Source organism: Sporosarcina luteola, assembly GCF_007991495.1.
GTDB lineage: Bacteria > Bacillota > Bacilli > Bacillales_A > Planococcaceae > Sporosarcina > Sporosarcina luteola.
The window spans coordinates 1-26,151 of sequence record NZ_BJYL01000020.1 but is presented as its reverse complement, the minus strand read 5'-3'; the positions used below and the strand labels follow the sequence as shown (position 1 = coordinate 26,151).

32 protein-coding genes and 1 pseudogene are annotated in these 26,151 nt (G+C 42.0%); 13 read left to right on the top strand and 20 right to left on the bottom strand.

What is annotated here, in order from left to right:
- Nucleotides 1-76: 76 nt before the first annotated feature.
- The 6 genes and pseudogenes from SLU01_RS07705 to SLU01_RS07680 form a co-directional block, all read right to left on the bottom strand.
- A complete protein-coding gene (locus tag SLU01_RS07705) occupies nucleotides 77-970 on the bottom strand; it encodes a zf-HC2 domain-containing protein (RefSeq protein WP_147056963.1) in 894 nt (297 codons plus the stop codon).
- Nucleotides 960-1,442 carry an RNA polymerase sigma factor gene (locus SLU01_RS07700; RefSeq protein WP_147056961.1) on the bottom strand — a complete coding sequence of 161 codons (483 nt, stop codon included), beginning with the start codon at nucleotides 1,440-1,442 and terminating at the stop codon, nucleotides 960-962. The genes SLU01_RS07705 and SLU01_RS07700 overlap by 11 nt, the downstream gene beginning before the upstream one ends.
- A gap of 315 nt (nucleotides 1,443-1,757) precedes the next feature.
- Complete coding sequence (locus tag SLU01_RS07695; RefSeq protein WP_147056959.1) at nucleotides 1,758-2,372, bottom strand: hypothetical protein; 615 nt, start codon at nucleotides 2,370-2,372, stop codon at nucleotides 1,758-1,760.
- Between the two features lie 21 nt (nucleotides 2,373-2,393).
- Nucleotides 2,394-2,588: a DUF6366 family protein gene (locus tag SLU01_RS07690; protein WP_147056957.1), complete on the bottom strand. Its 195-nt coding sequence runs from the start codon at nucleotides 2,586-2,588 to the stop codon at nucleotides 2,394-2,396.
- A 48-nt stretch (nucleotides 2,589-2,636) separates the two neighbouring features.
- Entirely contained in the window at nucleotides 2,637-3,047 is a 411-nt protein-coding gene (locus SLU01_RS07685) for a hypothetical protein (RefSeq protein WP_147056955.1), read from the bottom strand.
- Nucleotides 3,048-3,068: 21 nt separating this feature from the next.
- A pseudogene (locus tag SLU01_RS07680) lies at nucleotides 3,069-3,937 on the bottom strand (DMT family transporter).
- Between the two features lie 706 nt (nucleotides 3,938-4,643).
- Here SLU01_RS07680 and SLU01_RS07675 point away from each other — a divergent pair.
- Entirely contained in the window at nucleotides 4,644-5,621 is a 978-nt protein-coding gene (locus tag SLU01_RS07675; RefSeq protein WP_147056953.1) for a tRNA dihydrouridine synthase, read from the top strand.
- A 297-nt stretch (nucleotides 5,622-5,918) separates the two neighbouring features.
- On the top strand, nucleotides 5,919-6,275 hold the full coding sequence (locus SLU01_RS07670) for a DUF4181 domain-containing protein (protein ID WP_147056951.1): 357 nt from the start codon (nucleotides 5,919-5,921) through the stop codon (nucleotides 6,273-6,275).
- A gap of 185 nt (nucleotides 6,276-6,460) precedes the next feature.
- Here SLU01_RS07670 and SLU01_RS07665 read toward each other — a convergent pair whose 3' ends face one another.
- Entirely contained in the window at nucleotides 6,461-7,273 is an 813-nt protein-coding gene (locus SLU01_RS07665; RefSeq protein ID WP_147056949.1) for a DODA-type extradiol aromatic ring-opening family dioxygenase, read from the bottom strand.
- Between the two features lie 230 nt (nucleotides 7,274-7,503).
- Between SLU01_RS07665 and SLU01_RS07660 the strand changes: the two genes are divergently transcribed.
- The 5 genes from SLU01_RS07660 to SLU01_RS07640 all read left to right on the top strand — a co-directional run bounded on the left by SLU01_RS07660 (nucleotide 7,504) and on the right by SLU01_RS07640 (nucleotide 10,078).
- Nucleotides 7,504-8,037, top strand: coding sequence for a TetR/AcrR family transcriptional regulator (locus tag SLU01_RS07660; RefSeq protein ID WP_147056947.1), 534 nt, complete (start codon nucleotides 7,504-7,506; stop codon nucleotides 8,035-8,037).
- Nucleotides 8,038-8,039: 2 nt separating this feature from the next.
- Nucleotides 8,040-8,429: a DMT family transporter gene (locus tag SLU01_RS07655; RefSeq protein ID WP_147057160.1), complete on the top strand. Its 390-nt coding sequence runs from the start codon at nucleotides 8,040-8,042 to the stop codon at nucleotides 8,427-8,429.
- 198 nt (nucleotides 8,430-8,627) lie between these two features.
- Nucleotides 8,628-8,846 carry a hypothetical protein gene (locus SLU01_RS07650; RefSeq protein WP_147056945.1) on the top strand — a complete coding sequence of 73 codons (219 nt, stop codon included), beginning with the start codon at nucleotides 8,628-8,630 and terminating at the stop codon, nucleotides 8,844-8,846.
- A 165-nt stretch (nucleotides 8,847-9,011) separates the two neighbouring features.
- Complete coding sequence (locus tag SLU01_RS07645) at nucleotides 9,012-9,416, top strand: CidA/LrgA family protein (RefSeq protein ID WP_147056943.1); 405 nt, start codon at nucleotides 9,012-9,014, stop codon at nucleotides 9,414-9,416.
- On the top strand, nucleotides 9,386-10,078 hold the full coding sequence (locus tag SLU01_RS07640; protein WP_147056941.1) for an LrgB family protein: 693 nt from the start codon (nucleotides 9,386-9,388) through the stop codon (nucleotides 10,076-10,078). The genes SLU01_RS07645 and SLU01_RS07640 overlap by 31 nt, the downstream gene beginning before the upstream one ends.
- An 89-nt stretch (nucleotides 10,079-10,167) precedes the next feature.
- On the opposite strand, the gene SLU01_RS07635 is transcribed toward SLU01_RS07640, so the two are convergent.
- The gene (locus SLU01_RS07635; protein ID WP_147056939.1) at nucleotides 10,168-10,731 is read right to left on the bottom strand and encodes a glutathione peroxidase; all 564 of its coding nucleotides are present in this window, start codon (nucleotides 10,729-10,731) and stop codon (nucleotides 10,168-10,170) included.
- 117 nt (nucleotides 10,732-10,848) lie between these two features.
- On the opposite strand from SLU01_RS07635, the gene SLU01_RS17930 reads away from it, so the two are divergent.
- The gene (locus SLU01_RS17930; RefSeq protein ID WP_170232636.1) at nucleotides 10,849-11,184 is read left to right on the top strand and encodes a TetR-like C-terminal domain-containing protein; all 336 of its coding nucleotides are present in this window, start codon (nucleotides 10,849-10,851) and stop codon (nucleotides 11,182-11,184) included.
- A gap of 74 nt (nucleotides 11,185-11,258) precedes the next feature.
- Here the strand turns inward: SLU01_RS17930 and queF are convergent, their stop codons facing one another.
- The 9 genes from queF to SLU01_RS07585 form a co-directional block, all read right to left on the bottom strand.
- A complete protein-coding gene (gene queF / locus SLU01_RS07625; protein ID WP_147056937.1) occupies nucleotides 11,259-11,747 on the bottom strand; it encodes a preQ(1) synthase in 489 nt (162 codons plus the stop codon).
- A gap of 15 nt (nucleotides 11,748-11,762) precedes the next feature.
- Nucleotides 11,763-12,350: a VUT family protein gene (locus tag SLU01_RS07620; protein WP_246110921.1), complete on the bottom strand. Its 588-nt coding sequence runs from the start codon at nucleotides 12,348-12,350 to the stop codon at nucleotides 11,763-11,765.
- Nucleotides 12,343-12,993 carry a 7-cyano-7-deazaguanine synthase QueC gene (queC, locus tag SLU01_RS07615; protein WP_147056933.1) on the bottom strand — a complete coding sequence of 217 codons (651 nt, stop codon included), beginning with the start codon at nucleotides 12,991-12,993 and terminating at the stop codon, nucleotides 12,343-12,345. Before queC ends, SLU01_RS07620 begins: the two co-directional genes overlap by 8 nt.
- A gap of 208 nt (nucleotides 12,994-13,201) precedes the next feature.
- Nucleotides 13,202-13,546 (bottom strand): antibiotic biosynthesis monooxygenase, encoded by a 345-nt coding sequence (locus SLU01_RS07610; RefSeq protein ID WP_246110920.1) that lies wholly within the window; start codon nucleotides 13,544-13,546, stop codon nucleotides 13,202-13,204.
- A 15-nt stretch (nucleotides 13,547-13,561) separates the two neighbouring features.
- On the bottom strand, nucleotides 13,562-13,972 hold the full coding sequence (locus SLU01_RS07605; protein WP_147056931.1) for an ankyrin repeat domain-containing protein: 411 nt from the start codon (nucleotides 13,970-13,972) through the stop codon (nucleotides 13,562-13,564).
- Nucleotides 13,947-14,768, bottom strand: a complete 822-nt coding sequence (locus tag SLU01_RS07600; protein WP_147056929.1) for an ABC transporter ATP-binding protein — start codon at nucleotides 14,766-14,768, stop codon at nucleotides 13,947-13,949. Before SLU01_RS07600 ends, SLU01_RS07605 begins: the two co-directional genes overlap by 26 nt.
- On the bottom strand, nucleotides 14,755-15,786 hold the full coding sequence (locus tag SLU01_RS07595; RefSeq protein WP_373866402.1) for a FecCD family ABC transporter permease: 1,032 nt from the start codon (nucleotides 15,784-15,786) through the stop codon (nucleotides 14,755-14,757). The genes SLU01_RS07600 and SLU01_RS07595 overlap by 14 nt, the downstream gene beginning before the upstream one ends.
- Nucleotides 15,786-16,790 carry an ABC transporter substrate-binding protein gene (locus tag SLU01_RS07590; RefSeq protein ID WP_246110919.1) on the bottom strand — a complete coding sequence of 335 codons (1,005 nt, stop codon included), beginning with the start codon at nucleotides 16,788-16,790 and terminating at the stop codon, nucleotides 15,786-15,788. The genes SLU01_RS07595 and SLU01_RS07590 overlap by 1 nt, the downstream gene beginning before the upstream one ends.
- A 334-nt stretch (nucleotides 16,791-17,124) precedes the next feature.
- A complete protein-coding gene (locus tag SLU01_RS07585; protein ID WP_147056925.1) occupies nucleotides 17,125-18,234 on the bottom strand; it encodes a flavin monoamine oxidase family protein in 1,110 nt (369 codons plus the stop codon).
- Between the two features lie 681 nt (nucleotides 18,235-18,915).
- On the opposite strand from SLU01_RS07585, the gene SLU01_RS07580 reads away from it, so the two are divergent.
- On the top strand, nucleotides 18,916-19,182 hold the full coding sequence (locus tag SLU01_RS07580; RefSeq protein WP_373866401.1) for a YqhV family protein: 267 nt from the start codon (nucleotides 18,916-18,918) through the stop codon (nucleotides 19,180-19,182).
- Nucleotides 19,183-19,418: 236 nt separating this feature from the next.
- Nucleotides 19,419-20,057, top strand: coding sequence for a 2OG-Fe(II) oxygenase (locus SLU01_RS07575; RefSeq protein WP_147056923.1), 639 nt, complete (start codon nucleotides 19,419-19,421; stop codon nucleotides 20,055-20,057).
- Between the two features lie 83 nt (nucleotides 20,058-20,140).
- On the opposite strand, the gene SLU01_RS07570 is transcribed toward SLU01_RS07575, so the two are convergent.
- Nucleotides 20,141-21,136, bottom strand: coding sequence for a virulence RhuM family protein (locus tag SLU01_RS07570; protein ID WP_147056921.1), 996 nt, complete (start codon nucleotides 21,134-21,136; stop codon nucleotides 20,141-20,143).
- Between the two features lie 197 nt (nucleotides 21,137-21,333).
- Between SLU01_RS07570 and SLU01_RS07565 the strand changes: the two genes are divergently transcribed.
- The gene (locus tag SLU01_RS07565) at nucleotides 21,334-22,233 is read left to right on the top strand and encodes a TIGR01777 family oxidoreductase (RefSeq protein ID WP_147056919.1); all 900 of its coding nucleotides are present in this window, start codon (nucleotides 21,334-21,336) and stop codon (nucleotides 22,231-22,233) included.
- A gap of 60 nt (nucleotides 22,234-22,293) precedes the next feature.
- Here the strand turns inward: SLU01_RS07565 and SLU01_RS07560 are convergent, their stop codons facing one another.
- Nucleotides 22,294-23,052, bottom strand: a complete 759-nt coding sequence (locus tag SLU01_RS07560) for an SDR family oxidoreductase (RefSeq protein ID WP_147056917.1) — start codon at nucleotides 23,050-23,052, stop codon at nucleotides 22,294-22,296.
- Between the two features lie 143 nt (nucleotides 23,053-23,195).
- Between SLU01_RS07560 and SLU01_RS07555 the strand changes: the two genes are divergently transcribed.
- Entirely contained in the window at nucleotides 23,196-23,771 is a 576-nt protein-coding gene (locus tag SLU01_RS07555) for a TetR/AcrR family transcriptional regulator (RefSeq protein WP_147056915.1), read from the top strand.
- A gap of 69 nt (nucleotides 23,772-23,840) precedes the next feature.
- The gene (locus tag SLU01_RS07550) at nucleotides 23,841-24,293 is read left to right on the top strand and encodes a DUF488 domain-containing protein (protein WP_308507720.1); all 453 of its coding nucleotides are present in this window, start codon (nucleotides 23,841-23,843) and stop codon (nucleotides 24,291-24,293) included.
- Between the two features lie 278 nt (nucleotides 24,294-24,571).
- Here SLU01_RS07550 and SLU01_RS07545 read toward each other — a convergent pair whose 3' ends face one another.
- Nucleotides 24,572-25,825 (bottom strand): S-layer homology domain-containing protein, encoded by a 1,254-nt coding sequence (locus tag SLU01_RS07545; protein ID WP_246110918.1) that lies wholly within the window; start codon nucleotides 25,823-25,825, stop codon nucleotides 24,572-24,574.
- Nucleotides 25,826-26,151 lie beyond the last annotated feature (326 nt).

Below are 26,151 nucleotides of genomic sequence, written 5' to 3'. Positions count from 1 at the left end.
CGGTTTTAGCCTTCTATCAAGGCATAAAAAAACAAAGTTAACTCCATACATTTTGAAGTTAACTCAGTTTCCAACGTTAGTCTAATATATTTTCCACAGGTTTTGAATTTCGTTTTTGGATTAGCCAATTTCCGAATATGAATGCAGTAACGATGAACAGAACTAACGGTAACTGAAAGACCGTCCAGGTTGAAGGTCCATAATACTTAGTTTGATGGGCTTTTTCAATCGTTTCAAGATAGGAATCCTGATATTCAAATTGCACAATCCATTGGTCATTAGCCATTGCGATTGTACCTATATCATAGTCATTCGGAATAATTGACTCTGTAATTTTCCCATTCTTACCAACTACAAGCGCTGCCTGTGCATAATTAATTGGATAAATAGTTGTCGGCCCTTTCTGTAAACGTGGGAGTTCAATCGGATAAGGCTCTGTTTTTCCATCTCGTAAAAGCGAGAAGTCTTCTACATCGTCATTAGAAAATACAGCCAAATACTGTAGCTCTCCATTGTATTTTTGGAAGACGGATTGAAGTGCTGCTTCATCCGGTTCTTTTTGTGTCTCTAATACCTCTAATGTGTCTTCCAGAATACTCCCCTTTTGCTCTTCAATCGCTTGTGCTTCTTGTCGGTCATCGTTAAGATCAATAAACATAATTAAAGAGTGAATAAGAAAACCAACCGTCACGATAATCGAAATCCATAATGACCTTCTTAAAAAGGTCATAAAACTCTTTTGTACATCGATATAATGTGCAACCTTTTGAAATGGCTTTTTTTGTTCAATCCTAGCTTGAATGTCAGGCTCCTCATGAACATCAAATTCTTCACGCATTTGATGCAAATGCTCCGCACATTGTTCACAAGTATCTATGTGCCGCTCGATATATCTTGATGTTTCCTCACTGCATAGACGATCTATGTACGAAGGTAATAAATCACGCACAATATAGCATTCAGTTTTCATTTAGAATCCCTCGCTCCCTTAATTTTAATTTTGCACGGTAAAAGGTGACTCTCGCCCAATTTTCATTTTTCAGGTGGATCTCTCCAATTTCTTTAAAGGATAAGCCGCCCAGTATACGAAGTAACACAATTTCTTTATACGGCTCTTCTAACAAATGAATTGTCCGATAGAGTGCAATTTTATCTTCGCCTTCAATTAGTTTGTTTTCTAGTGAAGGTACCTGATTCAGCAGAGGCGGTGATTGCGGTTGTTTGACTTGCTTATCTACGAACTTATAATACGTATGCTTTGCAATCTGGCAGAGCCACACAGACATTTTGCATTCGCCATTGTAACTATCGATTGAACGAACTGCCTGATAAAAAGTCTCTTGCGTGAGTTCCTCCGCAATGTCGACATTCCGACAGAGAACCATTAAATATTTGAAAACTTGTTCGGCATTTTGTTCATATATTTCCGTTAGCTCCCCCAACGTCCTACCTCCTTTCCACCTATATATCTAAAAAAACATCGTTTCGTTACAAGCTTTCTTGTTATTTTTTCTCATTCGGCACATTGTACCATTTCGCCATATAAATGAGTCAATGACATAAAAAACGAACTGTGGGTTACCATCAGTCCGTTTCATTCTCATATTTAAATGTGGTTATATGGCGAAACTATCTTCAATCAATGTTCTACAAGCCCAGGTCCGAAAATATCTATATCTACACTGTTTCAAACAGCCAGAACTTTGTCCAAGTTGTTACCTGTAACTCATCTGTTCCATGGTAGCCGCCAGGAGTGGTTATTCCTTGTCTTTATTAGTCAATACAATTTTATACAATAACGCAGTTTCAAAATCAATAATCCCTTCAGGTAGTTCGCCGTTTACGCTTCCAATCGAGCGCAATGAGTTTTTAGTTGTGCCTACCCACGCTACTAAATAAACAGGTTCGTTTTTCTTCAATGTAATCTTTGTGCCAATTAAGTTACCAATAGAAGAAGCAGTCATGGTAGTTGTATAATTCGTTGACGCTACCCCGGAAGGCATGCCCGATATCAATTTTATGATTTTTTCAGAATCATCTTCCCCATTGAAATCACTTATCCCAAAGGATAGAAGGATGTCTTTATATTTTTTATCAAGGGCACCCCAAGTCTTCATCAATTCCTCCTGAAACTCTCCGTTTTTGAACAACTCCACGGAAAGTTCCAAATCCTCATCTTCGCCAAGTGTTCCATTTAACTTGAAGTAATCAATATGCCCGACTCCCGTTTTACTTACAAGCAGTTTTTCATGTTCATTCAAGGTATATGGTTCAATCGTCATTTTAGATGTGGTGCCCTTCGGTTTTCCGTCATTACAACCAGTTAATAGTAAAGTTAGTATGAATATAATTATGTAAGCAGCTTTTTTCAATTTTAAAATCTCCTTTATTCTCTAGTTGAAGAAAGCAAAATAGAATACTGTAGCAATAAGTAGTATAAGAATTAATATGCCAGTCCCCTTCCATCCTAGTCCCCCTACTAGATCTTGAAGCCCTCCTCCGTGAACACCTCCTGCTGGGTTTCCTTTCAATTCTTCTTGTCTCAATCTTTCCCTTAATTCTTCAGGACTTTCTTTTTCTTTATTCAATTGATATATTCCCCTTTTCGTTTCAGAATGCAATTCAGCATATCGATCCTATGATTTAATCAACTTTTTAATTAGCAGCAATACGACGTGATGAATAACTCCACCTACCATACCAAAAAGGAACATGAAGATCATTGAGAACAGATCATAAAAAATAACGCCCGCAATAAGACCCGCTATGCCGCCGGAACCTGCATATATCAATGCCTTTACCCAGTTCGGACGATCCTTCATTCGAGCTGAAAAGTCGATGAATAAGGAAATAGGAAAAGCTCCAAACCCAAAGAACGGCCATGAATAAAGTGCCACAACGAGGACAGTCGGACCAAAACTCCAAGAGTCTTGAAAAGCGATTATTGAGTAGATTGCCATGAAAACTCCAAACAGGATAGGGGAAATGAAAAGCCCCAATAGATAGATAGAGAAACGGTCAAATATCGTTTTATAGCTCGTTTCCATATTGAAATTCCTCCTCCTTTTTCATACACTCTTCACTTCTTTAGCCGTCCAATTCACCATGAAGATGCCGATAAATATACATACACCACCAAGTATTACATTCCAAGCAATCGTTTCATCCAATACTAACCACCCTGTAAGTACGCCGAAAAATGGAGCTAGAAACAAGAAAGCACTTGTCTTTCCAGGTTCGCCTGTTTGTAAAAGATAAAACCAAACGGCGAATTGTACGATGGAAGCCATGAGTGCCAACCATAATAGAATGGTGATCGATAGTGCGGTAACTTGAAACGAAGGATTCTCCAATAGAAAACTTCCAACGAATAGTATAAGACCACCAAACAACATTTGATATGCCGTTAAAACCCATGTATTAAATGAACGCCCCATTTTTTGATCAGTAAAGTGCCGATAGCCCACGAGATGGCTGACAGAAAACCAAAAAGGGTTCCGATTCGCAAATCCATCTGTGCACCAAGCGTAATGATTACGCCAACAAAACCCAGAATAACACCGATCCATTGCCGCCAATTATACGTCATTTTCATGAATAAAGTTCCAAAGATAACGACCAGAAGCGGGTTCATAAATGTTAATATAGATGACTGCCCCGCTGGTATTGTCCGTAAACTGACAAAGATACATCCCATGACGCCTGCCGTTTGAAAAAAACCGATCAGCGCTATTTTCAACCAATCCGTCATCTGCTTGGGATGAGCCATTCGTAAACATTTTACAATAATCGCCATAATGACCCCGGCTATAAGAAATCGTAATGCAACAAGCATGATCGGTGTAGCGTAAGCCAGGCCAATCTTTCCGATTGCGAATGCTGATCCCATTAACGATGTTGTCAAAACGACCAAAAAACCAAAAAGCCATTTGTTCATAAAGATATTCCCCTTCAAAAATACTACTCGTTATTGAAAATTAGTAAAGTTCATGAAACGAGTATAACATCAAGGAAAGGGATTGAGGATAGTTTGTTAGTTATTAAAAGTGGCTTCATTAAGGTCAATGACTATATGACGTCCCAATTGTGGGAGAACCGTCCCGACATTTCGTCGGATATTGGGATTGTTGCTATTGTTATTATTTGGAATAAAAATCAATAGAACGAGAACTCTTCGCGACTTAATGAGAACTTCCCTTCGTAGAACGAGAACTCTGGGCGACTTAAGGAGAACTTCCCATCGAAGAACGAGAACTCTGGGCGACTTAATGAAAACTCCCCTTCGTAGAACGAGAACTCTGGGCGACTTAATGAGAACTCTTCATTGAAGAACGAGAACTCTTCGCGACTTAATGAGAACTTCCCATTGAAGAATGAGAACTCTCCATTGTAGAACGAGAACTCTAGGCGACTTAATGAGAACTCCCCATCGAAGAACGAGAACTTTGGGGGACTTAATGGGAAAGAATGGACCTTGCCAGCGAAAGAATGGGCCCTTGCTGCGAACAAGTGGAATTTGCATAAAAGAATTACGAGCTTTTCATTAATAGAGTTGTTTTTGAAGAATGTATCAGTGCATTAGACTATAAAAAGTGATACTATTTGATGAGCAAAGGATTTCGCATGCAACAGGAGGATACAAAATGAGCAACGAAGATAATTTTTGGCTTGATTTACCGAAGCCGTTTTTCATATTAGCACCGATGGAAGATGTTACAGATGTCGTGTTTCGCCACGTCATCAGCGAAGCAGCACCACCTGACGTTTATTTCACGGAATTTACGAATACGGAAAGCTATTGCCATCCGAATGGCAGAGAAAGTGTTCGCGGCCGTTTGATGTTCACAGAGGATGAACAGCCGATTGTCGCTCATATTTGGGGCGATAAACCGGAGTATTATAAACAGATGAGCATCGATATGAAAAAACTCGGTTTCCGTGGTATCGATCTCAACATGGGCTGCCCGGTACAAAACGTTGCAGCTAACGGAAAAGGTGCGGGATTGATACGACGCCCTGAAGTTGCAGCTGAACTCATTCAAGCCGCAAAAGCTGGCGGATTGCCAGTCAGCGTAAAAACAAGGTTAGGTTACGTTGAAATCGACGAATGGCATGAATGGTTACGACATGTCTTGGAGCAGGATATTGCCAACCTTTCCATTCACCTTCGCACAAGAAAAGAAATGAGTAAAGTGGATGCACACTGGGAATTGATTCCGGAAATCAAAAAATTGAGAGATGAAATTGCCCCAAACACATTGTTAACCATTAACGGCGATATTCCTGACCGCGCTACAGGACTAAAATTAGTGGAACAATACGGCGTGGACGGTGTCATGATCGGCCGTGGTGTTTTCACGAATCCATTCGCTTTCGAGAAAGAGCCAAGAGAACATAGCGTGAAAGAGTATCTTGAGTTACTACTTTTACAATTGGATCTTCACGATAAATATTCAACAGAAGAAGAACCACGCCCATTCAAGCCACTTCTCCGCTTTTTCAAGATCTATATTCGCGGATTTAGAGGTGCTGCTGAATTAAGAAATGAATTGATGAACACAAAAACGACAGATGAAGTACGCCGGTTAGTGATGGAAGTTATGGAGAAGGAATTGGATTAAGATAGGTAAACAAAAAGAAGCCGATCAAATTGTAACGGATTCGGTACACGGTGAGAAAACATTAAATGACATAGCATTTGGGGACACGATTCGCATATGAATTGGTGTCCCTGTTTTTGTTGTTATATCACTTGTGAGAATTCGCACTATAATTTTGTTAAATGGCTTATTTAGTATAAGTGAATATTTTGAAAAGGATTAGAGATTACGTGTTAAAATAGATTAATCAACTAACGGGACAGGGTAGGAACAAAGATAAGTAAAGTAAGTTTATACTATCGGTGTGGGGAGTGTATTATGTTTAAGTTCTATATTTTTATTGCTTTGATACTGGTTATCAATTCCGTGTTAACGAAGTTCCTAAGAAAGAAATATAACATTATTGACCCAAAAAGGATTAGATATATGAGCAATACACACAAATGGGTAGAAATAATATTGATTATTTTATTCGTCATTTCCCTTGTTTTTTTATGGTTTTTTGAGGATTTGGTATTGGTCTATGTACTAATTGCTATTGGTAGTGTTGCATATATATTCCGTGCTTTTGTTGAATATAAATACGAACAAGAAGAAAAAGAATATATCATTACTCTTGTAGATTTTGGAAGCTTGTGGGTACCCTTTGCTATACTACTGGTTGATTTTATTTGATAATACTTTCAATAACGATCGCAATTGCGGAGTGAGAAATAGGCAAACTATAACAAGAAGACATGGCAAACGCACAGTCAATTATGTATGTGCGTTTTTTATTTGCTTTTTCCACTGTTAGTTGTTGTTTAAATAATATGCTAATTGGGTTACTGTTTCAGTTGCGTTTGGCTTCTATTTTGATTTTAATTCGACCCCACTTCAGCGCAAATCAATCCAAAATAGGTAGGTGCCTCATAGGAAAGGAAACGAATCTTACGGTACTCCTTCGGCATCGCTCCTGCAAGAACCAATGCCTGCCAAATCCCATCCGGTTTAGCTGCCTCGATATAAGCCGGTTCAAAATCCGCCATTTTCTCCAACTCATTTGCCTCGATGAGAGTGACTACATCTTCGTCCAATTCCTTGGCGGCTGGGTCAAATCCATATGGACCTTTTTCATCATGTGCATGCGACCAATCGCAGCTCGCGATAAGGGCAATCCGTTTTTCGCTATTTTGTGTAACCTGGCGGATGACTTTACCGAACTGGATATGCTGCTCAAACGAAAGTTCTCGGGAAGGATTGATGACGACAATCTCTGTTTCAGGCATAAATGCAAGCGGCACAATGACTCCCCAATCAAGCGGCAATACGGAAGCAGGTCCAGCAGCGGATCCAAAATTTACGGAAGCTGTTGGGATCTCAAGTAGTTTCGCGGCTTTCGTTATTTCCATTGCCAAATCACGATCAACCTTACGGGTCACCGTATACGAAGCCCCGTTTTCCTCGACAGACCCGTGCATTTTTTCACTGTTCGTTATTGCAAACATGCCATCGATTCTAGTGCCGTGTGGAGTGAGTACAATAATAGTGTCTGGATTGGCTTCCTTCATCTTCTCGCCGATCTGTTCCATACTGTTCCTTGTTATTTTCATGCGCTCCGGTCTCTTTCCCGCAAGCTCCGGAATAATTTCTCCACCATGAGGTGTAATGCAGGCAAATACGAATGGATTCATACAATCACTACTTTCTGAAAAGGATATGGACATATTTCACTGTACAATCTAATTCCTACTCAAGTGAGGGTAAAATCCCCCTATACTATTATTCGACATTGATAACCCAAACTCCTTATAATAAGTTTTCATTTTTGCTAATTCATCGCCAATACTACAAATCTTAAGTGTTTGACAATAAAACCGTCTGGACGGTACACTAAAGTTATTGTTGTTTTGGAGGGATTACGATGAATGAAAAGAAAAAGAGTTTATTAGCTGCTGCATCTGAAATTGTAGAAGAAGAAGGAGTTGTGAAGCTCACATTAGAGGCGGTCGCTCAAAGGGCTGGGCTGAGCAAAGGCGGGCTATTATATCATTACCCAAGCAAAGAAGCGCTAATTAAAGGAATGGTGGAAAATTGGTCAAACAATTACTTTGAAAGCATTTTATCGTTAGTGAAAGATGATACGACCGAGCAGGGAAAATGGAGCAGAGCTTACGTTACGTCTACCTATTCCGATATTGATAACAACAAGCATCTAAGTTCAATCATGGCTGCGATGTTTTATAATCCGGATTTACTAGATGACTTCCGTCAACAATATGATCATCTGCTCAATCAGTTAACTGATGATGGAATCGATCCAGTTAAAGCAACGATTGCAAGATTATCGATTGACGGTTTATGGTTTTCAGAGATGCTTGGAATGAAGCCCTTATCTAAAGAATTACAAACACAAGTTATTAATAAGCTCATTGACATGATTCAGGAGGATGAATAATGATGTCCTATTTATATTTAGCACTTTCTATAGCACTGGAGCTTGTTGGTACGTCGTTACTAAAAGCTTCAGAGGGATTTTCGAAACTATTTCCTACCATCGGGGTCATTATCGCTTTTATTAGCTGCTTTTTCTTTTTATCGTTATCTTTAAAGACAATTCCTTTAAATACTGCCTATGCCATTTGGTCAGGAATCGGAATTGTTGCTACTGTAATTATTTCAGTTAGTATTTGGAAAGAAAAAATTAACATGGCCAGTATTGCAGGTATCACACTTATACTCGTTGGTGTGGTCATCTTGAATTTATTTGGACCCGGACATAACGAATCCAGCAGTGACGATAAAACAAGTGGATCATCAGTAGTTATTGAAGATGGTATGAATAAGTGAACGCATCCTATCAATGAGGATAGTGGCTCATAACGACGAACAGCTCTTCATGATGAGAGCTGTTTTTACATTAGGTACCTGCTTATTCCGGATTGGGAATAGCTATTACCGAAATGGGTATTACGAATCATTTCAGACTTTTCTTTTTTCCGAGTATCCTTTTTGACCTCTCCCTTCCATAGGGCCATCTCTGGAAGAATGCTAAAGTATGAAATATATAAAGACGATAAGCATATCTTCGAGGGCCTTGCGTATCGTGCATTGATGATTGCTGTCATGGCAACGAAAAAGAAGCCGATCCGCAATTTGCCCGGCTACTTTAAAGGTGTGTTGGACAAGTTGGTCGATGAGACGTATTTCAAGGACATTTTCATGATGTTTGATGTGCCGGTGGAAGGGTTTTATTGTCCTAAATGAATTGTTATGGCAGTTCAGACGATTTTAGAATCATTGAACCTCATTTTTTATAGTGATATAATTTATTTATTCGTGTCTTGCAAGATTTAATTCATGCGAATAAACATACAAGGAACAAATCTTATACAGAAAGAAGGAAGTTGTCTCTTTAAAGACAGCGTAAAAATGAAAGCTATACGTATTTGCCTACAAATCGGGATACTTTTCATATTTTCGTATATCGGTACGTTTATCCAAAACCTTTTTCATCTCATTATTCCAGGCAGCATCATCGGGTTAATCCTGTTATTCATTTGTCTAACCTTGAAGGTGATTCCTGTTGAACTAATTGAAGACGGCGCAGGATTTTTACTCGGCATTTTAACGCTCTTGTTCGTCCCAATGACGGTCGGCATTATGAACTACCCTTCCCTTTTATCATGGCAAGGCTTGCTGCTTTTTGGAATTGTTGTGGTAAGCACTGCGATTACAATCGTCATCTCGGGCATTTTCAGCCAACATTTGGAGAAAAGGACGGAAAAGAAGAAGGAGGCATCCGAATGCAACAAATCCTGTTCGCAACACTCATGATTCTGTTGACAATCATAAGTTATTTTTTTATGACAAAGCTTTATATTCGATTTAATTTCTCATTTTTACTACCGGTGTTGACCTCGACAATTTTGATCATCATCATCCTTGTTGCCTTTCAGATCCCGTACGAACGCTATATGCAAGGTGGTCAGTGGATCAATTCCCTGCTCGGACCGGCAGTTGTCGCACTTGCCTATCCGCTTTACAAGCAACGGGAGTTTTTGCGCAAGCATGCAGTAGTAATCTTAGCAAGTGTCACTTTCGCTGGGACGGTCGGAATGCTGAGCGCCGCACTTCTTGCCAAAGTCACAAGCTTGGGCCATTCATTGAGTCTTTCCATACTTCCAAAATCAGTCACGACACCAGTTGCAATTGCAATTACAGATGGAATCGGCGGCAATGCTTCGATGGCAGTCGTCGCCGTCATGATCGCGGGCATATTCGGTTCAATCCTGGCACCTATCCTTTTCAAAATGGCGAAAGTGCATAGTCCCGTTGGCAGAGGAATCGCTCTTGGCAGCGCCTCGCACGCACTCGGAACAGCAAAAGCGGCCGAATATGGTGAACTTGCATTTTCGATGGGTTCCGTCTCCATGTCACTCAATGCCCTGCTTAGCTCAATCCTTGCACCATTGATTGTATGGATATTGTTTAATTGAAAAAACTGTAGAAATGCAAAAGGGGAGCCAATCATCGTACGACATGATTGACTCCCCTAATATTTCATGCAATTCCCTATCCAGCTAAATCAAACCAAAGTCGGCTCCGCTAAGAGGCGTTCAATTTCTGCCGCAATGTCCAAATCTGATTCCGTCGGCTCGAATCGCTTGATAACCTCTCCATTTGCACCGACAAGAAACTTCGTAAAATTCCAGCGGATGTTCCGACCGATCAAGTAATCGGGATATTCCTCTTTCAAACGCAATTTCAGCATCTTTTCTGTCGCAATCGTCTCATCCAACTCACGGAATGGAACTTCATGTTTCAAATAATTAAATAGCGGTTCGGTCTCTTTCCCGTTCACTTGCACAAGGTCATATATCGGAAAGCTGACGCCGTAGTTCCGTTGGCAAAATTGTGCCGACTCTTCCCCATTTTCCGGGTTTTGCTGCCCGAATTGGTCACAAGGAAAGCCGAGCACGACAAGTCCCCGCTCTTTATAGTTCTCGTACAACTTCTGAAGCTCGTCGAATTGATAGGTGAATCGGCAACGGCTCGCAGTGTTGACGATCAGAATTGCCTTTCCACGGTATGTTTCCATCGATAGAATTTCTCCATTAGGTTTTCTTATCAAATAGTTATAAATGCTCAAATCTCATTCCTCCTGTAGTAACCATATGCCTTTATTATAGGTTGGAATGAAGATTATCCAATTTTCGGCCTGTGTTTTATATTTTTAGTCGAAATGAGGGCAGGCGAATAGGTTGTGATGCAGGCAGACTTCGTTTCGTTACAGACGATTTTCATTGCGATGCGAATCGGTTTGATTGTGTTGCGAATTGAGTTCATTGCTTTGCAAGATAGTTTGCTTTTGTTGCTAATCAACTTCATTGCGAATGAGGAGCTATTCATCGCGGAATATGACTACGGGTTAGCAGAAGGAACAATCCTCAATCCAAAATGGTTATACATATACAGAGCACATGGTGTAGCGGGACTCATTATTCGGTGGATAGAGGAAGATTTCTCCGAGGAACCTGAATACATGTCGAAGCAAATCATCGAATTGATGGTCACGTCGACGAGTGGATTTCATGTGAAATAGTAGTGTGAAGCACCAATAAAACAGGCAAGCCGCATCCACATGCAGCTTGCCTGTCACTTTTTTCAAATATTTACTTATCGATTATTAATGTTTTCCGGATACATATCATGCTGCATGAGGCGGTTGACCGCCATTTGCTCAAACATCGTCCCCGGCTTTCCGTAATTGCAATATGGATCGATGGAAATGCCGCCACGTGGTGTGAATTTCGCCCATACTTCGATATACCTTGGGTCCATCAAGTCGATTAAATCGTTCATAATAAGATTCACGCAATCTTCATGGTACGCGCCATGATTCCGAAAGCTGAACATGTACAATTTCAACGACTTGCTTTCCACCATTCGGACATCCGGAATATACGAAATATAGATGGCAGCGAAATCCGGTTGGCCGGTCATCGGACATAGACTTGTGAATTCCGGTATATTGAACTTTACGAAATAGTTATTTTCCTGATGTTGATTTTCGAATGTTTCCAGTACTTCTGGACAGTAGTCCGCTTTGTATTCGGTATTTTGATTTCCAAGTAGTGTCAGGTCTTTTGTGTCACTTTGCTTCATTACAATGTCTCTCCCTTATCGTGTTGTTTGTACTGCCTGCGAAACGGTAGTTTGCACTTCCGATATATTCGGCTCATAAATGCCTAATTTCATCACAAAGCGCCTGATTCCCCCGGCGACAATTAGCTGCATTAACGTTTTCGCAACCCATTGGCCTGCGATTGCATAAGGAATAAGTTCCCAAGGCACATAACCAAGTCCTAAAGGACCGATCCCGATGATGACAAATATGGATGAGTCCAGAAAACCGGAGACGATTCCTGAAACCATGACACGCTTTACAAAAGGAAATTTAAACCGTGTATAAATTTCCGTGTCAGTCGTTTCGGATATGATGAAACTTAATGTGGAAGCAAAGACGATCCATAATGCATCCCCAAGAAGATGGCTTGTAATCGCAGACAGCGCAAGCGCAATAGCGATCCACATATATGTTTTTGCTCTGCCGTATTTATTTTGAACCATATCACGCATCACGAGTGTCAATCCGATGAAGAGCGTGCCATATGGTATGATGAATAACCCTAATTCCATCGGGGCAAATTTGGCTGTAATGACATTGGCAAGGACGATGGATAATAAATAGATAAGAACTCTATACACGTTCATACCCCTTTTCCATATAGGCGTCCAACCCTTGCTTTCGCAATTTGCAAGATGGACAGTCGCCGCATCCGTCACCAATCACTCCGTTATAACAAGTTGTCGTATGCTCTCGAATGTAGTCAAGTCTGCCCATTCTGTCTGCCATTTCCCATGTATCCGCTTTTGTTTTCCACATAAGCGGCGTATGGATTTCAAAACGTGCATCCATCGCAAGATTGAGCGTCACATTTAATGATTTGATGAAATCATTGCGACAGTCAGGATAGCCGCTGAAATCCGTTTCACTTACACCCGTAATAATGTGGCGCGCTCCAATCCGCTTTGCATAAATCGCCGCAAAGGATAGGAAAACATGGTTTCTGCCTTCAACAAATGTATTCGGCACCTCACCTGTTTCGTCAATTTCCATATCACTTCGGGTCATGGCATTCTCCGTCAGCTGATTCAGCAAACTCAAATCCATGATTGTATGAGCGACTCCCAGATCCTTCGCAATCTTCTTTGCCGAATCCAGTTCCGAGCTATTTCTTTGCCCATACAAAAAAGTGACGGCTTCAACGCTATCAAACGTCTTCTGTGCCCACAGAAGACAAGTCGTCGAATCTTGCCCGCCACTAAATACAACTACCGCTTTTTCCATATGTACTTCCTCCCTAGTTTTTATTATAGAGGGGATGGTTACGAACCCTCTTTATTCTAGTATAGTTCAATTTATCATCCTTGTGAACCGCCTATACGCATTTAAGGAACGTATGCCATTGATGCATACGCTCCTTTTTCATTCGTGGGTGCTTCGCTTCACGCAACATAAACAAGGCTGCGCCCATACGGAAATCGGGTGAGGCTTCTTATGATTTCACTTCAATCGCTGGGAGATGCTGCACTTTCACTGCGAATGTCGTCAGTTCACTTCCTAAAATCGGGCTGTTGCCTTCGGATTCTTTCGAACGGCCCCCGCCATGTGCCTTTTCGGCTTGCCGGCTTTTGAGCCAGTTATTGAAATAGCTATGGTCTTCCCATGTTGTACATACTTTCAATTCATCGTATTCCGGGGAATCTTCCTTCATCCACACTTCCATACGGATGAAACCTTTAAACGTATGCACCGACTTTGCCACGGCAAAACGGCTTGCAACTTCCTCCCCTCTCCCCTTTTCAATACGTATTGTGTTGACAGCTGTCATCATTTGCATGTTAATGCCTCCCTTTCATAATGGTTGTGGACTTTTAAGAACATCTTGTAAGTACTCGAGTACGGCGTATGCCTCTTCTCCTCCGCGCTCCGCGTGACGAATCAATGGGATGCCGTGCGGTCCTGTCGAATGAATCATATCCGGGAAGCTGGCAAGAATGCTTTTTACAATGTCGAGTTTGCCGAGCATCGCCGCTGCAAAAATATCGATCCATGCGCCACGCTCGATTAAGTATTCCGCGATATCCCGGTTGCCTGTATGGGCAGCCGCGCCCAAGCCGCTTTCCCAGTCGTTGCCGCCCCAGTTCATAACCGCGTTGACAAGTCCCGGCTCTTGCTGAAGCAAGACTTTCACCTCTGATAAATTCCCATGCGCCGCAACAACAAATGCACGGACAAGTTCAATGTCCAACTGTTCTTTTTTCATACCTTCCTGTCTCACAACAATCACCCTTCCGCAATTTTTTTGGAGAGAAAAAATACAATCCATCTTTCATGAAAATATCTGCTTCAATCTCAAAGATCGAGCGAAACATATCCTGGCAAAAAACACATTGAGGAATCCCATCAAACCGGACCTGCCCCTCTTTCAGAACGATAAGCCGGTCACTGTATCTCGCAGCCTGATTAATGTCATGAAGCACCATGACAACGGTCATCCCCGATGTTTCATTAAGGGACCTGACGAGCTCCATCACTTCCAGCTGGTGAGAGATATCAAGGTATGTCGTCGGTTCGTCCAGCAGCAGGATTTTCGGATGTTGGGCAATTGCCATTGCAATCCATGCGCGTTGCCGCTCACCTCCTGAAAGTGAATGAAGCATCCTATTCCGATAAGATGATAATTTCGTTACCGAAAGCGCCCACTCGACCATCTCTTCATCCTCATGCGATGGCTTTCCATACGTTTTGCGATGGGGATGCCTGCCGAATTCAACTAGTTCGCCGACCGTCAAATCGAGCTGGTGATCTTGCATTTGCGGAAGCATCGCAAGTGTTTTCGCCACCTCCTTCGTTTTCATCTGTTCGATACTCCGACCGTCTAAAACGACTGTTCCACTATGCGGGGCAATCAGTCGGGAAATGAGACGCAGGAACGTCGATTTTCCTGAACCATTCGGCCCGATCAAACTGACAATCTCACCCGGCTTAATTTCCAGATCGATATTAGCGAGCTGGAAATTAGCAGAATGGCTAAATGACAGGGATTCAGTTGTCAACAAATGAATTCCTCCGTTTCTGAATCAAATATAAGAAAAATGGACCGCCAAGGAAGGACAGCAATATGCCGACCGGAAGTTCAATCGGACTGAAAGCGCTTCTCGCAATCGTATCTGCAACAACGACGAGCAGACCGCCTCCGAGAGCAGATATCGGCAATAAATAACGGTAATCCCCTCCTACAAGTGTCCTTACAATATGCGGGACAACGAGTCCTACAAAGCCGATCAAACCGGATACACTCACAGCAATCCCCGCTAGAAGCGTACTGAGCAGGATAAGGAAGAAACGGGACCTTTCCACTTTATGGCCAAGCAATTTCGCCATTTCATCACCCAGTCTCAAGATGCGAATATGCGGGATGCCAAACACAGCGAGCACAAGCGCCGCGATAGCATAATAAATGATCATTTCAAACTGCACCCAGCCGACACCTGCAACTCCTCCGGCAAGCCACGGAAGGACGGACTGGACACGATCACTGTAAAGAAGCATAAGCGCACTCATAGCGGCTCCGATCACTGCATTAATTGCGACACCGACAAGGATGATCCGTACCGGTGAGGCACCTCCTTTCCAGGACATCGCATAAATGACGAGCGCCGTGACGAGCGCCCCTAAGAACGCCGCTGCCGGAAGCAGTATGATGTAAGCCGGAAATAGGATCATTATGACTGTTGCAGCCAATCCTGCTCCCGACGAGACGCCGATAATGCCGGGATCGGCTAGCGGATTGCGCATGATGCCTTGCAAAATCGCCCCTGCCGACGCAAGGCACATCCCGACGATTAATCCGATGAGCATCCGGGGAACGCGCAACTCCCAAACGATTCTGCGTTCCAACGAATCTACCGAGGAAAAGATTCCATTCCAAATTTCCGTTATCGAAAAGGATACAGCTCCAATCATCAAACTGGCGATTGCCGATACGAACAGCATTGTACCGACCGAAACGAAGATGATGAAGCGTTTCCGGGCGAGCGGATGGCGCTCTTTCTCGGCGTGCTCAGTAACAGTAATCATTTTTCGGCGCCTTCTTCCAAGCTTTCCTTCATCACATTAAACGCCTCAATTACTCTTGTTCCGGGATTCGTGCCGAACAAATCACTAGGCAGCACGACGACACGGCCGTCTTTCACCGCATCAAGATTCTTCCAAGCGGGATTCTTCATCATTTCCTCTTCGAATGCAGCTTTCACCGCTTGCGGATCTCCATGCGTAATGAGCATGACGACTTCCGGATTACGCTCAATAATTTTTTCGACACTTAAGCTTGCATATTGCGGATAGTTATCTTCATTCGGGAAGTCACTTGCGATATTCTCTCCGCCTGCCAGCTCCAGCAGGTCGCCTGAAAGTGAATTAGGCAATGCAGCAAGATATGTCCCTGGCGCTCCATATACGAGCAATGCTTTTGTCCCCTTATTTCCGAGTCCTTCCTTCCCTGTTGCCAAATCCTGATCGATTTTGTCGTTAAGCGATTTTGCATCATCATCTTTCCCAAGAAGCTGACCGACAAGTGAGATTGTTTGTTGTATATCACTCACGCTGTTTGCTGCTGTGTACACCATCTTTATGCCCTGTCTTTCAAGATTCGCTTCGTGCGCCTTCATACTCGCAGATGCAATCATCACGTCTGGATGTACCTCTGCGATTTTTTCAAAGTTCGGTTGATGCGGATTGCCGATCTGTTCAACTGTTTCCAGTTCCTTTGCAACCGGCCCTTGTGATGTCGGCCGTCCGACCACGTTTGCGCCGAGCGCCGTCAAAATATCGATATCCCCGGAACTTAGAGCCGCAAATGATTGAGGTTGTTCCTCAAAAGCTACCGAGCGGCCTGTACTATCTGTCACTTCAATATTTTTATTATCAATTGAATCTTCTACTTGAGAATCCGACGATGACTCTACGCTTTCTTTGTTCACCGTCTCGGCATTCGCTTTTTCTCCAGTCGAATCTTCCCCGCATGCCGTCAATACTGCAACGACAGCTATTAATGCTATGAAAATAAACAGCTTTTTCAATGTGTTTTCCCTCCTTTTATTTGAGAACCATTCTCACTTAATCGAGTATAGTTGATAATGAGAATCATTGTCAATTAATTTTTCGGAAAATAGACTAAAGTCACGGAAAGAGCTCGATCCTACCTTTTCAAAGGTAAAAAGACGTACACATGAATTTCAATAAAACTATGCATACAAAAAAGACCTTACGAAGATCGCAAGGCCACTTGGTAATGGAGATAGATACTGATCAACCTACTGAAAAAAAGAACAGACAGAGGGGCTCATTCTTTCATTGCCAAGATCTATTCTTTCTCCCGTAAGTTTTAGATAATGATTTCTATTGACTGGCTTGTCATAAAGGCTTGTTTTTTAATTCCAGTATTTCAACAACTGCCTGTTCTGCTGATAGAAGCGCACCTTCGAGATGTCCACCAAATTGTGAATTCGTCTCAGTACCAGCAAAGATAATTTTCTTTTCCCACTCCCCTACAATAGGTGGTTGACCATAGCTTGGAAACTCCCTAAGTGGGGTCATGTCCTCCTCAACAGCTGTATCAGAGTCATTAGCCCAATCCTTATATAAGATTGTTTTTACGTTTTGTGCGGAAGTTCCAAAGAGCCTTACCAGTTGATCAATGACCAGTTCTTCAACTTTATCTTCTCCCAATTTTCGGCGCGTGCTTGCTGGCATTCCAAAGAAGCCAAATAATGCACCAGATCCTATTTCAGGGGAAGCGTCATGGATTTCTTGTAAAGGTCCCACCCAACTCGATACGAATCCAGACAGTCCGGAATCCCGCCAAAAGGGACGATCATAGATTGCAACTGCCTTGGCTTGTCCTGCCATCCACGTAGGTTTGCTTCTTAGATCAGCGATAATACTTGGAGGGAGAGAAGGAGAAAATTCAATATGACGCGCCACTATACGAGGCGGCAACCCAAGAATAACAGCACTTGCCGAAACTTGCTTTTGCTTTCCATCCGCCAAATCTGCTTCAACCGTAATGGCGCCGGCTTCATCTTGTCTAATGGCCGTTACTCGCGTTTCTAGCTCGACCACCCCTGGAGGAATCGTATCTGCTATGGCCACAATAAGAGACTGCACCCCTCCTGCGAGTCGAATCGACGTTGAATAGGGATTGTCTGGCAGTACATGGCGCTCAGGTGGCTCGCTCAGGGAGCGTTCTGAAAGCATTGCCCCTTGGTTGTACTGGACGAACGTATCTAAATTCAGTTCTTTAACAAGATTGGTAATAGCTCTTTCATACTGCGGCCAGAACCATGTTGGCCCAAGGTCAAATTTATCCAGATCAGGTCTGTTGGGGTCAGAAGCACTCAACACTCTTCCACCAACTCTATCCCTAGACTCCAGAACCATACATTTGATCCCCCGTGCAGTAAGAAGAGATGCTGCACGAAGTCCACTTAAACCTGCTCCCACTATAACTACAGGATCGTTCATACCCATTCCTCATTTCAACTATTAATTTACTGAATGTTCCCTGATTAATGATGTGAATCTGTTTATTGAAAATGTATGCTGACAATCTCATTATTTTTGGATTTATTGCTCTCACATGCAAATCACTTATCAAGATTATTGTCATGCCTACAGGCAATGAAGTTTCTTCCATTTCAATATCGCAGGAATGCCACAGCTAAAATCATACCTAGTTTACCTCAATCGAACAAAGCACCAACAGCTTAACACTTCGAAGAAATGCCCGTGTGCTTAAAATGAGCACCCAATTAACATGTACCCTTCTCAAAATAAACGAGCCATTGTGTGAAAGAATGAGCCCTTCTCGAAATAAACGAGCCGTTGCGCAAAAGAATGAGCCCTTCTCGAAATAAACGAGCCGTTCCGCAAAAGAATGAGCCGTTCTCAAAATAAACGAGCCGTTCCGTGAAAGAATGAGCCGTTCTCGAAATAAACGAGCCGTTCCGCAAAAGAATGAGCCGTTCTCGAAATGATTTTCGGATCAGAGATTTGCGGATTAAAAAATGTAAACGAGATTTTGTAAAGATGCTGACAGAAAACGAACTTTCCATAATGAACATAAGCCCTCTTACATATAGTAGAAACAGTCCTATCGGAAAAAATTACGATGGGATGGACATTGAAGGGAAAGAGGCAACGTGATTGATTGAAAGAGCATTGCTAATGATTATCGTTTTGCGGATTTTTTCCGGCAGCGTGGATATCATGGCTGCCATGTTGATGTATAAGTTCAATGACTTGGAAAAGGCTTTTTACATTAACACGTTATTGGCTCTTGTCGGACCTTGTGTATTGATCATCACTACAGCGTTCGCCCTCATTGGCCTCGCTGAAAAAGTTTCCCTCCCCCGAATGGTTTGTCTTTTTGCTGGAATCACACTCATCCTTATTAGTTTAAAATCCAACTAAGAAACGGCCACTTCCTGCGGAGGAGACAAACCTTTCCTCTGCCTATTTTTATTTGTAAAAAAACCTTATGTTTACATTTTACGACATTAAAACTGTATGATAAAATATATTGAACTTGAATTTAATTCCAAAAGGAAGTGTATAACTACGGTGTAAGAATTCCGTTAAAACCACGTATGCTCATTATCTAACACGCATTTGTTTTAAAAATCGAATCGTTTCGAGGTGGTTTGAAGTTGATAACGGAAAATAGAGAGCAAACAATATTTGATCACGTTGGCAGTAAAATAATTACAGATAGAGAGATTGACATCGTCACTCGACTAGAAGAGCCTTTGATCGTTGTATTAGGAAATGTGTTAAGTCATGAAGAGTGTGAGGAACTGATCAGATTGTCTACGGATAAAATGAAACGTTCAAAGATTGGAATGACACGCGAAGAAAACGAGCTTAGGACAAGCAGCAGTATGTTTATTGAGGAAAGTGAAAACGAAATTGTCGCAAGAGTCGAAAAAAGAATCTCAACTATTATGAATATACCGATTGAACACGGGGAAGGTCTTCAAATCCTTCAGTATACTCCTGGTCAGCAATACAAAGCGCATTACGATTTCTTTTCATCATCAAGCAAAATGGTAAACAATAATAGAATCAGTACACTCGTTATGTACTTGAATGACGTAGAACAAGGCGGAGAGACTTTCTTCCCAAAGCTGAACTTGTCAGTAACGCCCAAAAAAGGGATGGCTGTCTATTTCGAGTACTTCTATAATGACCAAGCACTAAACGATTTAACCTTGCATGGCGGAGCCCCAGTAATCACTGGTGAAAAGTGGGTCGCTACACAATGGATGAGAAAACAACGAATCAGGTAAAAATTATCATATGACAAACAGCCATTGGAACGAAATTTTGTTCTAATGGCTGTTTTTGTGTAGGGTTCAGGAACTAGTCAAGCTTAAGATTTTAATCGCTTCTGTTCTAAAAACCTATCAAAGTCATCTTTGTCGGGATTTGCTAAACGTTGTTGATGGAAGATGTCATACTGCTCTTTTGCCAACTGATCTGCTGTCTTCTTGCTGACTTTCCCGGGGTTTGTGAGGATTTCATGCTCATTGAATTCTAAAAATGCATCTAACTTTTCAGTCCAGTCTTTCATGTACATCGGCTTTTGTTTTTTCGCTTGAGATTCGGCATAATCTAAATACATCGTGACAATACGATTTAAATCATCTAACTCAACCTTAGTTAGATAATTTTGTGCAATCGTTACGTCGTCTTTTCTAATCTTGTCGCCTTTCCAAGTAGTCAAGCCCATATTGTCTTTAGTTGCATCAGCACGTAGTTTAATCAGTTCGGATGCTGTATGCCCATGAATGGCGAAGTGCAATTTATTTTGGAACGTTGCAAAAAAATCCTTCGTCATCTGTACATTAGGCGAATAATCAATAGAAGTAGTATAGATATCAGTAATTTTACTGTAAAACCGTTTTTCGGACGCACGGATATCTCGAATTCGGGCAAGAAGTTCATCAAAATAATCTTGTCCAAGGTTTCGGATTTCTTTTAAACGTTCATCGTCCATGATAAAACCCTTAACTAGGTATTCATTTAATCTTTCTGTTGCCCACTGCCGAAATTGTGTTCCGCGATGGGAACGGACACGATAGCCAATTGCAAGAATCATTTCGAGATTATAGTGTTTAACCTTTCTTTGGACCTCTCTTGAACCTTCAACTCGAACTTGTAAGTATTCCTTACAAGTTCGAGTCTCCGATAATTCTCCCTCCTCAAATATGTTTTTCACATGAAGCGTAATGTTCTGAGTAGATGTCTGAAACAGCTCTGCCATTGCCTTTTGCGTCATCCAAACGGTCTCATCTTCCAAACGAACATTAATTTTTGTTTCATCATCTTCAGTTTGATACATTAAGAAATTCGTCTCATTCTCCACCCTCTTCACCCCTAAGACCTTTTTGTTTTGTAATGAACCTATTTGGAATTATTCTACCTCAAACGAACGTACGTTTCAAATAAACAATACCCAGTAACCAAACTGCATGTTCGGCGCGGATTCCCACTTTCCCCATGCATTCATGCTAAACTAAATATAAAAATACAAGGTAGGTTACTATTTTAGGAGGTGAACTGTTGAAAATCATCGTTGCCGGTGGGACCGGTTTTATTGGGAATAAATTAATAGACGTGTTATTGCAAAATGGCCATGAGGTTGTTGTTCTAACGAGGAAAGCGAGGCCCTCGTCAGGAAAATTATCATATGTAGTATGGCTAAAAGAGGATGCGGTTCCGGAATCGGAAATTAAAAGTGCGGATGCGGTCATTAACTTGGCTGGTGTTTCGATAAATGAAGGTCGATGGACGCCGAACCATCAAAAGCAAATTTACAACAGCAGAATGGTTGCGACAGATGAGTTGCTGAGAATTATCTCGGAATTGTCACAAAAACCTTCCGTATTTATCAACGCAAGTGCAATCGGCATTTACCCTGTATCTCTTGATGAAATATATACGGAAGACTCAAAATGCGAGCCGGATGATTTTTTAGGAAAGACTGTGCAGGATTGGGAGAACAAAGCGAAGCAAGCTAGTATTTACGGAGCACGCACAGTCTTCATGAGATTCGGAGTCGTATTAGGCAATGACGGCGGCGCCTTACCTCTCATGGCATTGCCGTATAAATTTTTCGCCGGTGGAACGGTCGGATCGGGTGAACAATGGGTTTCTTGGGTTCATGTGAACGATGTTGTCCGAGCGATTTCGTTCGTGGTTGAAAATGAACGTTTACAAGGACCCGTTAACGTCACTGCCCCCTCCCCTTTAAGAATGAAGGAATTCGGCAAAGTGATTGGCAACGTCCTAAAACGTCCACATTGGATTCCCGCCCCTGCGTTTGCTATGAAATTGGCTTTGGGCCAGAAGAGCAAACTTGTCCTGGAAGGTCAAAAAGTATTGCCGGAAGTGTTATTGGAAAATGGATTTGAGTTTGAATTTCCGGTGTTAGAAATCGCTTTGCAAGATTTGTTGAGATGAACCCAGTACGTAGAAAACCTCCATGCAGAAAACAATCTGCTAGGAGGTTTTTGACTCATATTAATATGCGGTCCAGCCTGAATCTGCCGCAATGACTTGTCCATTAATGAAGCTTGCATCATCTGAACCGAGGAAAATAGCTAATTTCGCAATTTCTTCTGGTTGGCCTACACGAGGGTTAATGCCCATGCCCAGCTGTTGGCGAGAAAAACCGAATTGGCTGACGTTCGTCATCGAAGAACCAATATTCGTTTCAACACCACCCGGTGCAATGCCGTTACAGCGGATATTTTGATCCGCATACATGAATGCTGTATTCTTTGTTAGTCCTACAACTGCGTGCTTGGAAGCTGTGTATGCAGCTCCGGCACGTGCCCCGTATAATCCGCCTGCAGAAATGTTATTCACAATGACCCCATGCCCTTGCTTCTCGAATTCCGCAACTGCCAAACGCATCGACTTCATGACAGACGTCGTATTGATGGCGAAAATCCGATCCCATCGGTCATTTGTGATTTCACCAACCGGCTCCATCCCATCCATGATGCCTGCATTGTTAACAACAATATCTATTTTTCCATATTTTTCTTTTGTTTCTTCGAATAATTGCTGGAGATCTTCTTCTGATGCTACATTCGTTTGAATCGCTACCGCTTCGCCACCCGATTCAACGATTGCTTGAGCGACGTTCTGAGCACCTTCAAAATTCAAATCTGAAACGACAACTTTTGCACCTTCTTGGGCATAACCTTCAGCAATCGCTTTTCCCATGCCTGACGCCGCACCCGTAATGATTGCCACTTTGTCTTGTAACTTCATCTTCATAACCTCCTTAGTTATTGAACATCTGTTCATTAATAAGTATAATCATAAGAACAAGCGTATACAATAATCAAAAAACTATAATCTGTTCAATAAGCATCAGTTTCACAAAAACTGTTCATTAGCCGAGGAGAATTCGATTGAATAAACAAGATATGCGTGTATTGAAAACGAAAAGCAGTTTACAACAGGCATTGTTGACACTACTGAAAACGATTCCTCTGGAAAAAATCAAGATTACGGAAATTTGCAGAGAAGCAAATATAAACAGGGGAACGTTTTACTTACATTACACCACTGTTGAAGACGTTTTTCATGACTTTTTCCAAGAAGTGATCCTTGATTTGCAAACGTCCTATGATGAGCCTTATAAATATACGATTCCCTTTGAGATCGCAAAGATCAATCCAAAATCGATTCAAATTTTTCATCATATCAAAAGGCATCAAAGCTTTTATGAAATTGTGTTCTCAAAAAACACGAATAAATCCTATTACTATATGCTTTTCGACCAAATTCGATTAAACGTGGGCCGCGACTATAAACCGAACCAGATTTCTGACGTATCGAAGGAATATATCGTTGGCTACCAAGCAAACGCCATCATCGGTTTGGTCATCGTTTGGTATGAAAATGGGTTTAATGAAACTCCTGAAGAAATGAGTAGGAAATTACATAAGATTGTACGGGCTTTACATACCATTGATAGTCCATAATACATGACTACATGTTTTACTTATAGCACACAGAGGAATGAAAGGAGTAAACGCAGGGAGGATTGTGGTATGGAGATTTTTACGATTGGACATTTTTCACATACGAAGGATGAGTTCATAGATTTGCTAGGACTTGCTCGCATCGAGTTGCTTGTCGACGTGCGCTCGTTTCCGGGCAGTAAAAAGTTTCCGTGGTTCGGGAAAGAGGCAATGGAAGAATGGTTGCCCAAAGCAGGCATTGCGTATTGCCATATACCTGAACTCGGAGGAAGACGTCCGGATTCCGATCTTGTCTCGCCTGCGCTGAATGATGGATGGCAGAATAACTCCTTTCATCATTATGCGGATTATACGCTGTCGCATTGCTTTGAAGAAGGCATCAGGCAATTGACTGCACTGGCGAATGAGAGGCGAACGGCCTATTGTTGCTCAGAGCGGCACCCTGCTCGGCTGCCATCGGCTGTTGATAAGCAATTGGCTTGCAGTGCGGAATTGGGATGTCAGTCATATCGTACCGGTTAAGGATGGCGGAGAACTAGTCACGCATGAATTGGGGAAATGGGGAGCGATGCCGATTATTGAAGAGGATGGGACGGTGGTTTATCCGCAGTTGGAGTAATAAAAGGTGCTGAAAAGCATTCATGTTAATCCGGCACAGGTATCTATATTACCTACGCACGCACATCTGCAAAAACTTGCTCAGACAATAGAGTAAACCAGATTGTCTACGGGCATCTTAAATACAAAAAAGTCCAGAAAGTCAGGTTTTCTACTTTCTGGACTTTTTCATGTCTCGGTTTCTAGTTTTGATTCCAACCTTTTTGGTCTAACCGGTACATCACCGCTGCCAATTGTGCTCTGGATATTGAATCATTGACTCCAAATCGTCCATCGCCATAGCCTGCCATAATCCCTTCTTGCCTTATTGTTTCAATGGCTATATGAGCCCAGTGGCCATTGTGAACATCTGTGAATGAACTCATATGATTTTCCGCGGACTGACTATAGAAACCGGCATTGTAAAATACTTGTGCCATTTGTGCTCTTGTCATATTTTTATTCGGCGAGAACTGATCACTTCCTGTGCCGTTCATTAGTTTGTGCTGTGCCACTAAGATCACTGAATCGTGTCCCCAAAAACTACTAGGTACATCTTTAAAATGGATTGGCTCAATTGTATGGGTTAAACCTAGGAAATTACTTAGTATTTTGGCTGCATGTGCTCTCGTCAGACTAGCGTTTGGTTTGAACGTTCCATCGGGGTATCCGTCTATCCAACCTTTCTCCATCAAAAACTCTATTTCTTTTTGAGCCCAATGTCCATGTATGTCCTTGAATGTGTTCTCATCGTGCTCGTATAAATTCCATTCTGCCATCACTTGACCAACAACGTTTCGATAGCTTTCGCCGCCCAAATGATTATAGCCGGCATTCGCAATCTCATATATATATTGTTTGGATGCGCGTTCGGAACTCCAACCTTTTTTCAAATTACTGGCGTAGTTTGTTTTCGCAAATCCATATCTTTGATTTTGAAGAAATGTTCCTGCCAAGTAATCGACCGCTTCCTGACGGCTCGAAAACATGCGATACCAGTTATCTACTCTTTGGGCCTCGTCATAGATAACCCTATCTACGCCGAAATCGGATAATACCGTGACTGTCCCGTTATCTTCGTCAGGCTGTCCTTTCAGCTGCCACCCTTGACTAGGATTCGTTCCCCATATTTTTATTCCAAATATATTATTAGCATTGACTGCAATTCTCGTCGTCCCATACCCACTCTCAACCGCCGCCATCCCGATGATTGCACTCGCCGGAATGCCCCATTTGGCACTAGCTTCTTTTGCGTAACCCGAAATTTCATTGATAAAGTTCTCCCTGTCACCCCGAGATGGATTGGATGTCGGCAAGTAGGCATTGCTGTTTCTACCTGCTTCTGTATTTTCATAAGGCAAGTAATTATTCGAACTAGCACTCACCATCGCCCCATTTATCGACAGCACAAAGAGAATGCCAACGAGAAGGATTACGATTCTTTTTGTTAGGAACACGATGCTTCACCCTTACTAGTATTCTCGGATATGATTTCCGGCGTCCCTATTATAATAGAAACTTCTCTACGTTTGGGTTGAAAGCTTGATTTAAAATTTGTTAAGTTCAACCGGGAGCGGATGGACTTTCCAGAATGGATAGTTGAAAACATTTGTTACAAATAGATAAATTGAAAAAGACATCCCACCGCCGTGCAACTTAGCAGTGCATGGACGGAGAAAACGGGACAAGTTTCAAATATATTCTAGATAAAATGTTATAACAGCACCTTTGCATTGTATAATGAATGAAACAAGGACTTCCTTGTCATAAATCCTATATACTT